This window comes from Streptomyces sp. ATexAB-D23 (genome assembly GCF_000373645.1).
GTDB lineage: Bacteria > Actinomycetota > Actinomycetes > Streptomycetales > Streptomycetaceae > Streptomyces > Streptomyces castrisilvae.
Map to the genome: position 1 here is coordinate 341,313 of NZ_KB892024.1, position 11,643 is coordinate 352,955.

16 protein-coding genes are annotated in these 11,643 nt (G+C 67.5%); 3 read left to right on the forward strand and 13 right to left on the reverse strand.

Features of this window, described 5'->3' with window-relative positions:
- Positions 1 to 6 precede the first annotated feature (6 nt).
- The 12 genes from B082_RS0122200 to B082_RS0122255 all read right to left on the reverse strand — a co-directional run bounded on the left by B082_RS0122200 (position 7) and on the right by B082_RS0122255 (position 7,436).
- Entirely contained in the window at positions 7 to 1,242 is a 1,236-nt protein-coding gene (locus B082_RS0122200) for a site-specific integrase (protein ID WP_018554012.1), read from the reverse strand.
- Complete coding sequence (locus tag B082_RS0122205) at positions 1,230 to 1,436, reverse strand: excisionase family DNA-binding protein (protein ID WP_018554013.1); 207 nt, start codon at positions 1,434 to 1,436, stop codon at positions 1,230 to 1,232. The genes B082_RS0122200 and B082_RS0122205 overlap by 13 nt, the downstream gene beginning before the upstream one ends.
- Positions 1,436 to 2,839: a replication initiator protein RepSA gene (gene repSA, locus B082_RS0122210; protein ID WP_018554014.1), complete on the reverse strand. Its 1,404-nt coding sequence runs from the start codon at positions 2,837 to 2,839 to the stop codon at positions 1,436 to 1,438. The genes B082_RS0122205 and repSA overlap by 1 nt, the downstream gene beginning before the upstream one ends.
- A gap of 2 nt (positions 2,840 to 2,841) precedes the next feature.
- Complete coding sequence (locus B082_RS0122215) at positions 2,842 to 3,036, reverse strand: hypothetical protein (protein WP_018554015.1); 195 nt, start codon at positions 3,034 to 3,036, stop codon at positions 2,842 to 2,844.
- Between the two features lie 5 nt (positions 3,037 to 3,041).
- On the reverse strand, positions 3,042 to 3,224 hold the full coding sequence (locus B082_RS0122220) for a hypothetical protein (protein ID WP_018554016.1): 183 nt from the start codon (positions 3,222 to 3,224) through the stop codon (positions 3,042 to 3,044).
- A 93-nt stretch (positions 3,225 to 3,317) separates the two neighbouring features.
- Positions 3,318 to 3,650 (reverse strand): hypothetical protein, encoded by a 333-nt coding sequence (locus B082_RS0122225; protein ID WP_018554017.1) that lies wholly within the window; start codon positions 3,648 to 3,650, stop codon positions 3,318 to 3,320.
- Positions 3,651 to 3,665: 15 nt separating this feature from the next.
- Positions 3,666 to 3,854, reverse strand: coding sequence for a mobile element transfer protein (locus tag B082_RS0122230; RefSeq protein ID WP_018554018.1), 189 nt, complete (start codon positions 3,852 to 3,854; stop codon positions 3,666 to 3,668).
- Positions 3,855 to 3,874: 20 nt separating this feature from the next.
- Entirely contained in the window at positions 3,875 to 4,561 is a 687-nt protein-coding gene (locus B082_RS0122235) for a DUF2637 domain-containing protein (protein ID WP_018554019.1), read from the reverse strand.
- A gap of 21 nt (positions 4,562 to 4,582) precedes the next feature.
- Positions 4,583 to 5,395: a DUF7221 family queuine tRNA-ribosyltransferase-like protein gene (locus B082_RS0122240; protein ID WP_018554020.1), complete on the reverse strand. Its 813-nt coding sequence runs from the start codon at positions 5,393 to 5,395 to the stop codon at positions 4,583 to 4,585.
- 80 nt (positions 5,396 to 5,475) lie between these two features.
- Positions 5,476 to 5,667 carry a hypothetical protein gene (locus B082_RS0122245; protein WP_018554021.1) on the reverse strand — a complete coding sequence of 64 codons (192 nt, stop codon included), beginning with the start codon at positions 5,665 to 5,667 and terminating at the stop codon, positions 5,476 to 5,478.
- 87 nt (positions 5,668 to 5,754) lie between these two features.
- Entirely contained in the window at positions 5,755 to 7,104 is a 1,350-nt protein-coding gene (locus B082_RS0122250; protein ID WP_026250066.1) for an FtsK/SpoIIIE domain-containing protein, read from the reverse strand.
- A gap of 2 nt (positions 7,105 to 7,106) precedes the next feature.
- Entirely contained in the window at positions 7,107 to 7,436 is a 330-nt protein-coding gene (locus B082_RS0122255) for a hypothetical protein (RefSeq protein ID WP_018554023.1), read from the reverse strand.
- 226 nt (positions 7,437 to 7,662) lie between these two features.
- On the opposite strand from B082_RS0122255, the gene B082_RS0122260 reads away from it, so the two are divergent.
- On the forward strand, positions 7,663 to 8,421 hold the full coding sequence (locus tag B082_RS0122260; RefSeq protein ID WP_018554024.1) for a GntR family transcriptional regulator: 759 nt from the start codon (positions 7,663 to 7,665) through the stop codon (positions 8,419 to 8,421).
- Between the two features lie 7 nt (positions 8,422 to 8,428).
- Here B082_RS0122260 and B082_RS0122265 read toward each other — a convergent pair whose 3' ends face one another.
- Positions 8,429 to 9,043 carry a nuclease-related domain-containing protein gene (locus B082_RS0122265; RefSeq protein ID WP_324608503.1) on the reverse strand — a complete coding sequence of 205 codons (615 nt, stop codon included), beginning with the start codon at positions 9,041 to 9,043 and terminating at the stop codon, positions 8,429 to 8,431.
- Between the two features lie 868 nt (positions 9,044 to 9,911).
- Between B082_RS0122265 and B082_RS0122270 the strand changes: the two genes are divergently transcribed.
- Together B082_RS0122270 and B082_RS0122280 are read left to right on the forward strand one after the other, a co-directional pair.
- The gene (locus B082_RS0122270) at positions 9,912 to 10,877 is read left to right on the forward strand and encodes a hypothetical protein (RefSeq protein WP_158688891.1); all 966 of its coding nucleotides are present in this window, start codon (positions 9,912 to 9,914) and stop codon (positions 10,875 to 10,877) included.
- 532 nt (positions 10,878 to 11,409) lie between these two features.
- Positions 11,410 to 11,619 carry a hypothetical protein gene (locus B082_RS0122280; protein WP_158688892.1) on the forward strand — a complete coding sequence of 70 codons (210 nt, stop codon included), beginning with the start codon at positions 11,410 to 11,412 and terminating at the stop codon, positions 11,617 to 11,619.
- Positions 11,620 to 11,643: the final 24 nt, after the last annotated feature.

Sequence of the window (11,643 nt, forward strand, 5' to 3'; positions counted from 1 at the left end):
ACCGCGTCAGCCGGTACCGCCCATCGCGTCGGACAGCTTGCCGATCGCGGCGCGTACCTCTTCCTCGCTCGCTTCGGCGTAGACCTCCATCGTCATGGCGATCTGGGAGTGGCGAAGAATGCGCTGGGCGATCTTCGGGTGCACCTTGAGGGCGACCAAGAGCGAACTGCATGTGTGCCGAGTGTTCCGGAGCGGGATGCCCCGGAGGCCGGCGCGACGGGCCCGGAGGGCGAACATGCGGGTGAGGTTCCCCGGCTCGATCGGAGTGCCGTACTTCGTCGTGAAGACGAGACCGTGCGTGTCCTGCCAGAGGTCGCCCGCCGCCTTCCGGTCGCCGATCTGCTGAGCGCGTCGCATCCGGAGAGCCTTCAGGCAGAGGGAGGGCAGCGGGAGGAAGTCGTCGGAGTCCTCGGTCTTGGTCTCGCGGTGAAGGATCTGGCGACCGGCCCGCTGGATCTGGTGGTCCACGTACAGCTCGCCGGCATCGAAGTCGATGGACTTCCAGGTCAGACCCAACACCTCCCCGCGTCGCAGACCGAGCGTCAGCACGAGAACCCAGGCCGCGAAGAGGTGGTCATCGCGAGCGGCAGCGTCGGCGAGGAACTGGCCTGCCTCAGCGACGGACCACGGTTTGATCCGCCGTCGGCGAGGCTTGGGCACCTTCACCAGCGAAGCGACGTTCTTACCGATCTCTTCCTCTGTGACCGCGTGCATCAGTGCAGCCCGCAGAGCATCCCTGGACGCCTGAATCACCCGGCGAGAGGGGAACAACTCGCAGCAGTCCCCCACCGCACAGCACTTCCGGCGCGAGGGCGCCCTCTTCGCATCCTTGCCCTGTGCGCAGCACTGGCAGACGGTGCCCAGCTTGGTCAGCCACTCGCGCACGTCCCGGACGGTGAGCCTGTCGAGCCGCTTCGAGCCGAGGTGCGGGGTGATGTAAAGCCGCACGTATCCCTCATACGAGACGTACGACAGCGGGGCCAGGTTCGGCTTCACGATCGAGTCCAGCCAGTAGGCAAGGAAGACCGCAAGAGTGCGGTGCCGCGTGGCCACCGGCCCCTTCTTCGCCTCGGCGTGGAGGTTCAGCCACTTGTCGTGGACCTCGTCACGCGTCTTGCCGTAGGCGTACTTACGCGCCCGCTTCCCGTCCGGCTTGGTGACCCAGACGTACGCCGCGAAGCCGTTCTTGTAAGGGTAGATAGACCCTTCCCCGTTGCCGCGCTTGCCGGTCATGCCGCCCACCCTTCGGCATCGGCGGTGACGCGCTCGACGTACTCGTCCACCCACGCCGGCAGGATGCGGCGATTGCGGCCGATCTTCACGGAGCGAATCTCCCCGGTAAGCACGAGCATCTTCGTCTTGGAGAGGCCGAAGCTCAACATCTCGGCAACCTCGGCGGTGGTGTGCCACTTGGGCTTAATCGCGGTGGTGGGCATCAGTACTCGTCCCCTTCCAGGACTTGCAGTTCGGCGCGGTGTTCGCGGGCGGTTTCGCGGTTGTGTTGGATGTCGCGGTGGATGTTGGCGGCGAGCCAGGATTCGCCGGGGGTGTGGCCGTTGCCGGCGTAGGCCCAGTGCGCGAGCGTGAGCGTCGTCGCTTCCGGGTGGTCGTCGGGGTCGGGGAGGCCGAGGGCGGCGCGTTGTTCGGCGGCGCGGTAGTCGGCGCGTACCTGTCGGAGGGCGCCGAGGGTGGTGGAGTAGGCGCGGGATTTGGTGGAGAAGTGGCCGCGGAAGCCGAGCATGTGGGCCCAGTCGCGGAGCTTGCGGTCCGGGTAGGCGTGGTGCAGGTCGAGGCATGCCTCGATCAGCCGGCGGGGGTGCTCGGAGACGTCGAGGAGGATCAGCGCTTCCTTGTTGCCGATGCGGTGGTCCACGGTGCCGGTGGTCTCGGCGGCTTTGGTGGCGTACTTGGCGACGTAGGAGGCCACGGCCTGTTCGGTGAGGTCCTCGCCGTTGCCGAAGGCGCCGATGGGCTGGACGTCGAGCTGGATGCCCCAGCGCAGCACCCATTCCGAGGGGAAGCCGGCTTCCTCGTTCGCGGGGACGGTGACTTCGGCGCGTGCGGCGGCGGCGCGGATGGCGTCTTCCAGCAGGGCGAGGGTGGCCCAGGCCGGGGGCGGGGTGTCCGGTCCTTCGGGTCCGTCGAAGCGGATCACGGCGTGGAAGTGAACGGCGCCGCGTTTCTGGTATTCGGCGACCTTGCCGAAGGAGACCTTGGACTGTTCGCGGGCGGCTTTCTGGGTGAGGCCGGCGCGGCGGGCGATTTCGCGGCGGAGGTAGATCGTGAAGTAGCGCCAGAGGTCGGAGGCGTGGTTGTTCCAGAGCACCGCGCCCGCGTAGTCGTACCGGTCGGGGTCGAGGGGCGTGCCGAGTTCCGGGGCGTTGTCGGGGTGGTGGATGCCGCAGTGGCAGGGCCGGGTGCCGGGCCGGTTATGGACCGGGCCGAAGGAGGGGGCGGTGAGCGTCGCGAAGACGCGGGGGTGATCCCGGATGGTGTGAGGGGTGCCTTTGTCGGGGTCGCCGGTGAGGCCGGCGCGGATGAGGTGGTAGGTGTCGCCGGCGTAGGTCCAGGCGCAGGCGGGGCAGCGGGAGGCGCGGCGGTTGCCGCAGGCGATCCGTAACCGGCCGCCGGGCTCGTTGTCGGTCGTGTAGTGGTGGAGCAGGGCGCCGGTTGCCCGGTCGATGGTCTTGGTGGCGCCGGTGAGGTGGATGGGCTGGAAGCAGCCGCCGGTGCGGCGGAGTTGTTCGGTGAGGCGGTCGAAGCCGGGAGACCCGGCCACCCTCAGCAGGTCGGTGAGGGTGGCCGGGTCCAGGCCCGCCGCGGTGGCAGCGGTGGTCATGTTCAGCGCCCCGTCCGGTTGTGGGCGGGGCCGTGGTTGGCGGTGTAGCCCTCGACCAGGGCCTTGACCCGTGCGTCACCGCTTGCGGTGGCCGAGGCCCCGCAGTGGCAGACAGCGGACCCGGTGGCCGGGGTGTTGGGGGAGGGCTTGCTGACGTGGAGGCCAGGGCGGTCCGGGGTGGGGGTCAAGTCGGCCATGGCGCTCAGGCCTCGATCCGGGTGTAGGCACGGGCGGGGGTGGTGTGGCCGGTGCCGTGGCAGGCGGGGCAGTGAGCGGTGATGGTCTGGCGCTGCCCGTCGGGGGTGGTCTGGCCGGTGGTGATGGTGGCGGTGGGGAAGCCGTCGCAGTGGCCGCAGATCGGCCGGGGCGGGGTGTGCTGGGGCATGATGGGAGCTCCCTTTCGGGTCCGTTGGATCTGGAAGTGGTTGGGCGCCCGGGGCGGCGGAAACTTGGCGGTTGAGGCCGCCCCGGGGGCCGGTTAGCGGTTGTTCGGGCGATTGAGCAGCGAGCGCAGGACCACGGCGCACACGGCGACCGAGGCGGCGGTGATCGCGGTCGCGAGGAGCATCGAGACCAGGACCGTGCCGATGATCAGGACCATGGCGGTCCCGCCAGCAGCGGCGACGAGGAGCGAGCCCGGGGTGAGCTGAACGGCCGGCCGGGCGGGCGGAGCAGCCGGAACCGGGGCCGGGACGGTCGGGGTGTTGTGGCAGGTGCAGGCCGGAGGATGCACGAGGCCGGTGAGCGGCTGGACGAGGGACGTGCCGGGGGTGGGTGCGGTGTCCGGGGGCGGGATCTTCGGGGTGAACACGGCTGGGCCTCCTTGTCAGGGGTTGCAGCGGTGGGTGCGGGCGGCGAGTTCGGCGGCGGGACGGCCGTGGTAGTCGGCGGAGAAGGCGCAGGCCGGGGCGGTGCAGGCGGCGACGTGCTTGGTGCGTCCCCGGCCGTCGTAGTAGGTGCCGACCTGAACAGGGCCGAAGCGGACCACGTTCGTGAAGCGGTTCGGACGCGGCATGGCGTGAACCTCCTTATGACTTACGTGAGTTGGGCGGTGATGGCGTCGGCGAGAGGGGCGGGGACGCCGAGGCGGGCGCGCAGGGTGGCGGAGTCGATACGGCTGCCGGTGGTGGCGTGGTGGGTGTCGGCGAGCTTCCGTGCGTGATCCAGAAGGGCCGGAGGAACGGCCGCGGCCGGAGCGGACACCGGAGCCGGAGAAGCCGTGTCTTCCTCGGGAGTAGCCGCGGGCGGCAGTTGGGGAGCCGGTTCGGGAGCCCGCTCCACCTTCACGTCCGCGGCGGGTTCAGATGCTGGAGTAACCGGCGGTGCGGGCACCGGAAAGGGCTCGGGGTCGGCGTCGGGTGCGGTGGTGGGGCTGTGGACGAGGAGGGTGCCGCCGAGGAAGGCGAGGGCTGGCCATCCGGCGACGAGGATGCGTAGCCAGGCGGGAACGTCGTTGAGGTCGAGGAGTCCGGCGGTGGCGACGTTCGCGCCGAGCGAGGCGGTGAGGGCGATGATGAACCAGGCCCAGGCGGCACGGTTGTCGGCGGTGGTGCGCATGCGGCGCCAGGCGGCGACGAGGAGCAGATCGACGCTGACGGGGTAGGCCCAGGCTTTCCAGCCGTCCTGTCCGGCGGCTGCGGCCAGGTCGTGCAGGTGGGCGAAGGACAGGGCACCGGCGATGACGGCCTGGATGAGTACGGCGTCTATGCGGATACGGGACACGTGGAGTCACCTCCTTTCTGCTCAGAACAGAGAAAGTTGGGCCGGGGCCGGGGCCGGGGCCGTGGGGACGGGGGTTGTGGTGTTCAGGACGCGGGTGCGCCAGTTCATGGCGTAGGGGAAGCAGTTCGCGCAGTTCTTGTGGGTGTGGCCGGGCATCGGCGGCCGGTGGCGGGCGTGGAGGCTCCATGCGGCGGAGTCGGCAGAGGCAAGCAGATGACCCACCCGGTTCAGCCCCAAGGTTTTGAAGCCGAAGCCATGCAGGCGTAAGCCGTGGACGGCCATGGCGGTGACGATGGCCGCGCCCTGGGTGGTGGACTGCAACCGGCACACCGATCCGAGCCCGACCGTCGGCTCAGCGGCGAGGTTGACCCCGGCGCGTTCGTAGAGCTCCCGGCAGTGCTCGTACTCCGGCACCGTGCTCCCCTGAAGGGTAGGGATGATCCGCAGATCGGGAGCCAGGCTCCGCAGGTCGAGGAAGTTCTCGACCGTGCGCCGCTGGTGTTCGGCAACGCTGAGGCCGGTACCGGCGAAGGTGAGGGGTCCGGCTTGGCCGCCGTGGATGATGAGGTCTTCGCACATCCAGTCTTGTCCGGCGGCCCAGTCGTAGGGGCCGACGCACTCCCAGATGCGTCGCAGGTCCTGGACGTACTGGCGGGGGGTGCGGGTCCAGGTTCCGTGGCGCTGGAGCTCCGAAAAGCCGCCGGAGTCGACCGCGTATGGGCCGAGCGCGGGGTAGAGCTTGGCGGCGCTGGTGAAGTGCTCGGACTTCAGGAACAACGGCTTGTCGGTGAGCTTGATCCAGTGGCGTTTGTGGGTGGTCAGGTAGAAGCGCACAGCAGGACCTCTCAGAGGCTTGGCCGGGGCCGGGCAGGAGACGAAGGCTCACCGCCCGGCACCGGAGCGACGGGGAATGGTCAGTCGGTGGGGGCGAGGCCGGAACCGAGACAGTTGAGGCAGATGCCGTCCTGCTGACCGACCGGACGACGCTTGCGACCGACACGGACCGTGGCGGCGACCATCCCGGACCCGTCGCACGGCGAGCAGACAACCGGCTCGGCCGTGGAGGGCTTCTTGGGGGGCTTGGTGGTGATCCGTCGGGCGGCCATGGCGGCGGTTCCTTCCGGTTCCAGACATGGGCGGGGTAGGGACCTGGCGCGAGACAGTCACGCCAGCTGACGGGGCTGGGTTGGGTGTTAGCTGGTTGCCGGGCGGGGCTTGAGGAGCGGGGAGCCCGGGGCCGGGGCGGCGGAAACGGCCGGCCGGAAGGGTGCCAGAGCGGCGAGGTGCGGGGTGAGGTGCGCGTACTCCTGGCAGGCCGCGACCGCGTCGGCCGGGCTCATGGCGGGGGTTCGGATGCGGGACCAGCCGCCGGAGGCGTCCCCGGCCACCGCGACACCGGGACGGTCGGGCGCGATGCTGGTCGCGGCGAAGACCGCTTCCGGGGCGATGTCGCCCAGGGCCATTTCGGCGGTCTGCTTGTCGTTGACCCGGTGCACCACACGCCCGGTGAGCTGGGCACGCAGCGCGGTCGCCCCCTTGCCGAGGTCGGAGCCGAAACGCTGCCCGCAGACCTCCAGAAAGATCCCGACCGCACGGGCCATCTGCGCGAGCCGGATCATGCGCATCACCATCCGGTCCCGGCGTTCCTCGTCCTTCTTCGCGGCGACGAGGAACAGTTCCGCGACCTCATCCACGAGGACGACGAGCGGCACCGGCCGCACATTGGCCGGCAGGCCCCACATGTCCGGGACACCGTGAGAGCTGAGGAGGTCGAAGCGCTCTTCCATCTCTCCCACGAGAGCTTGCAGCAGCCCGTCCGCCTCGTCCGGGGTCACGGCCAGGGCGGAGAGCCGGGGCGCATAACTGCGCTGTTCCACACCCCTCTTGCAGTCGATCCCGACCAGGCCGACCGGGCGCTTGGCCAGCTCGGAGATGAGGTTGCGCTGATACATCGACTTGCCCGACTGGTTTGCACCGACCGTCAGGGCGTGCGGGATTTTCTGGTAGTCGCGGACGAACGCGGTGCCGTCCTCCCGGAGCGCGACGGGGACGACCAGTGGGCCTGCGGTGGTGTTACGGGGCAGGCGGCGGGGCATCTTCACCCGGCGCAGTACGTCGTAGCCGGTCATGCGCAGTTCCACGAACCCCGGCTTCACCTCCACCACATGCACGGAGTGGACGCCCCAGGCGTGGCGCAACCGTTCCGAGGCGGCGGACACGTCGGCGGGTTCCAGGCCGGCCGGGAGGCGCAGCGTCGCCCGCATCCCGGTCGAGGAGTAGCGGACCCGGCGGACCCTCGGCGGAACCGGCTGGACTTCCTGACGGGCCACGTTGCGGACCATGAACGCCCGCAGGCGGGACGGCTGAACCGTCAGCCCGCACACATCCATCGTCGCCCGGTATGTCACCGTGAACCGGACCCGGGCAACCGGGGCACCGACCAGCGACCAGAACACCCGAGGAGACCGAACCTTCGCGTAGCCGAGGCCGCCGGCGGCCGATAAGGCCCCCGCCACCTCGATCACCGTTGAGAGGTCCGACATGGTCAGACACCCGCCGTGATGGCCACCGCGCGGAAGCTGATTCCGTGCCGGGTCTGGCCGTTGAAGGTGTTCTCCCAGTCGCGGGCCTTGAGGCCAATCACCGTGACCGGGGTGCCGGGGACCAGGTTCTCCGGGACACCCGTGCTCGGCACCGTCACCTGGTAGAGGTTGCCCTCCCCCTCGTCCGAGATCAGCAGACCCACCGTCGCGAGCTGGGCACCGGTCTCCCGGTCCACCGCGATCTCGCCGGTCTGCTTGCTCACGAGCTTCGGCGTCGGAGGCGTCGCCACGAACACGACAGCGGTCGAAACGTCGATCTTGAAAGACGGCATGAGCGCATCCCTTGTTCAGGAGGTCACCGCCAACCGGCAACCTCTCTAGACATCTACAGTGAAGCAGCTCATCTCTAGAGACGTCAATGCCTGTCTAGAGATGTGTTGTTGTGCCACCTCAGGGCAGGCGATCGGTTCGTAACGAGCACGTTCCGCTGCTGGGACGTACGTTTCTTTCGTGAAAGAAACCTCTAGGCTGTCTAGAGAGGAGAGGAAGAGATCACTCATGTCCACCGAGGGCGCCAAGCGGCAGCCGAAGTACCAACGGATCGCCGATGAGCTGCGAGACGCCATCCAGTCCGGGCAGTACCAGCCAGGAGACCGGCTGCCAGGTGAGAACGACCTCATGGCCAGCCACGGCGTGGCCCGGATGACCGCGCGCCAGGCCCTCGGCGTTCTGCAAAGCGAGGGCATCGCCGAGTCGCGCAAGGGCGCCGGCGTCTTCGTGCGATCGTTCCGCCCGCTGCGTCGCCAGGGCATCAAGCGCTTGGCTCAGTCACAGTGGGGCGAGGGCCGGTCCATCTGGGCCGTCGACACGGAAGATCGGACTCTGGTCGTTGACCAGGTAAGCGTCACCGAACAGGGCGCCCCGGAGCGTGTCGCGCGCGTGCTGGGAGTGGAGCAGGGCGATCCCGTGTGCGTACGCAGCCGACGGTTCGTGCTGGACGACAAGCCAGTGCTCATCGCCACGTCGTACCTGCCGGCAAGCCTGGTAGCCGGGTCTGCAATCACTCAAGAGGACACGGGGCCTGGCGGCATCTATGCCCGGCTCGCTGAACTCGGCTCCAAGCCGGTCCACTTCCGCGAGGAGATTCGTTCTCGCATGCCGTCGACGGACGAGGCGGAACAACTGAAGCTCTCCACCGGGACGCCCGTCATGCTGATCTGCCGGACAGCGTTTGCGGACGAGGGACGCGCCGTCGAGGTCAACGAGATGACCCTTGACTCCGCTTCATACATCCTCGAATACGCCTTTGACGCGTAAGGGCTGCTCAGCGCCCAGCCCAGGTTTCGCCCTGGCGGGCAACGGTGAATATCTGCTCAACCCGCTCTGGCGGAAGCACAGGTGCGAGTCCGGAGAGGACTGTGTGCACCCTGGCGCCATCGATGACGAGAACCGGAGGCGCCGCGTTCTTCACGGAAAGTCTGGCCGCGCCCACGATCGCGATGACCGGGCGGACAGGGACAAGGAACCCGCAGTGGTCTGACAGAGCACGCGAGGTGCGGCGAGCCTCATGCCCGCTGACCACGATGTACCTGGTGGGGGCGCGGTTGACCGTAATGGCGTGATCGCCGTACCAGACGGCCTTGCCCCTGTGGCACTTCGAGTTGATGGTGAAGACGCCCGAGGGTCCTATGGCCAGGTGATCGATGTCCGACCCGCTGGGCCATTGGACGGAGTGAAGAACCCGCCAGCCCTGTCGTCTGAGAGTGTTCAGGCGCCGGCCAGTCATGCGTTCACCGACCAGCCCTAACGCCCAGTTGCGTATCTCCCGATCCGGCGACCAGCGGGCGAACGGCCTCTTCACTCGGTTGGGCTCCAGTTCTGCGAGCTTCCTCCGGATCGCATCTCCCGGCCGATTGCCCACCAAGTCCTGTTGCAGCACGGCTATCTACCCCCTCGGTTCGGAGTCCACCGCACCATGTCCCAGTAGAGGTGCCAAGACGCCGATTCCGGCCACCGAGAGCTGTTACAGGTTTCTCTACCTCATCAAGGCACCCGGCTGCGCTCCGCTCCGCCGGGCGCGCTTCCCGGCTCTGGCTGCGCCCGCGCTCCTGCCTTCGGCCCGCTCGGCGCTGCCGCCGCCGACGCGCGCCCACAACTGGATAGGCCCGGGGCATAAGGAGAGAACCAAGCCCGCGGCTTCAAGAGGATGCCTCCGGCGGGGGCGCTCAGACTCCGGGATGGGACGGGGCGCCGTTCGCGAGTGCCGGCCGGAGCGTGGCGAGCGTCGGGGAGCTCCCATCCCGACCACCTTCGACCCAGGCAGAGCCGAGCGGTCGTGGTTCAGGGCGTCAAGGTCGTTCGTACAGTGGCGCGCTCCACCTTGACGCCCTGAACCACGACCGCTCCACGGTGTGTGGGTCGAAGGCGGACGGGATGGGAGCCGAGGTAAGTGGTGGGTTGAGGTGGTACAAGACCGAGCAGCCGAGTAGTGCAGCGAATGCCCGACTCTTGTCAGTGTGGCCCGATATTCTGGAAATTTTGCGTCTACGCACCCCTGGGCCACTAGATCTAGGGGTGGCATCGAGTGCCTACCACAACCTGTAGTGATAGATGGTTGCTGGTAGATCGTCAGTGGTGCTCTACTGGAAGTAGCAGAAACCAAACAGGCCCCATGCGGGGCTTCGACTTGGTGTCAAGCTCCGGCATAAGGCCCGTGCGTTGGTCGCGCCCTGGGACCCTACATCGGTAAGCCTGAGCTTCCAAGCAGGCCCCGAGCATGAGCTTGGCCCTCACCTACGGAGGTGCCCATGGGGAAGAAGAGTTTCAGACGCGTCCCAGAGAACATCAGACTTAAGATCTCTGGGCTGCAGAGCGACAACTACCAGGTAGGCGTTCGCAAGTCCTACACGCTCGAAGAGATCCGAGAAGGCGCACTGGAGCACCTCGGAGTTCGAGCAGAAGACGACGCGGTCGAAGTCCCCGGGAGCGCACTTCCGCCTATCGCACGCGGACGCTTCTCACGTTGGAACCTCACAGGGAAGGTCGTGCGGCGGGTCGATCTCCCAAAGGTACCTCGCACCTGGGGTATCGAGACGCCCAACTTCGGGGACTGGAGCAAGGGTAGTCACACAATCCTCTTCAATCGCCTCGTCTACCCGACCGAGATCGTGTACGGGCAGCAGATCCCGATCACGATGGTGAGCACGCGACAGGCCGACGACGAGATCAGCATCGCCTTTCGGGTCGAGTCTGTCCTGCATCGCGTCGAGACGGAGGACCGAGAGTTGGTCTTCGCGCTGTCTCTCCTTCAGGAGAACGTGGGCGCTGTTGACGTAGTAGAAAGCGACACGACTGGCTCTGACTGGCTGGCATCAGTAACCGTCACGTGGGAGTTTCTGCCTGTCGGCAAGCGTGATGCAGCCCTGAACGACTTGGCCAGACGTGTCGGCATCACCGTAGGCGACAAGCGCAGAAGGGCGCTGGAAGAAAGGATGAGCGTCCTACTAGATCTTTCGCCTAGTGAACTCGTCTACGGCACCAGCGGATTTCAGCGGTACGTGGGGGCGAAGTTCGGTCCGAATTTGGTGGCCTTCGAGAACGTCGAGTACGGCAACGCTTTGTACGTTATGTACGAAGGTTGGGAGGAGCTGAGCCGACGCTCACGCCTTGAGTTGATTGCCGAACCAGCGCGTGACTTCGAGCGGATCACTCACCATCAAGGGTGGGAACGCCGCCTGCGAGCTGCTGTCAACTCAAGACGCGAGGGCGAGTAGAAGCAGACGCCCTACGAGGCGACGAGGCATGCAGGTCTCCAGGGGATGCTCCGAAGGCGCGCCAAGTGAGTGTCTTTCTGCGTGACAACGGACCCGACCCGTGATGGACGCCCACGGACGCCGAGAGATAGTCATGGCAGCTCACGGCACGAATGCCCCGAGGTCGAGCACTCCCCCGAGTTGCTTCGGGATGAAGAGGTCATCGCCCATGCGGCCCAACCCCGACCTCGCCTCGCCGGGTGCCTCGGTGCGGCACAGCGGAGCGCTCTCCCCGTGGCTCAAAGATTGACGCTGAAGACGGGCCCGCTCTCCGGGAGCTCCCCCAACAGTTCGACCGGCGAGTCGAGTTGACCAACTTCACGGTAACTCGCTAGCGTCTCAGTAGCGTTGAGGGGCCCTACCATGGCATGCCACGGTGGGGCCCCTTTTTGTGTCCTCTTCTGCATAAGCAGCAGGGGTGAGCGGGAGCGTCGCCACCATCAGGTTCCGAGGCCGCGAGAGCGGCGACGCCCCATCACAAAGGGGGTTCCCCATGATCCACCAGCATCACTTGCCTGCCGATGAGCCCCAGCATGGCGCGGCCAGCTCCGAGACTCAACCCGTGGGGGCGCCCCGGCGCCTGCACCTGACGGTCGGGAAACACTTCAGCTTGTCCGTGTCCCTGTCGGTCTCGCCCGCGTTCCTCGTGTGCGTGGCCACCGCTGTCGGCATCGCTGGCGGGAACTACTGGTTCCTGCTTTGACCACGTTGTGCCTGCCGCATAGCC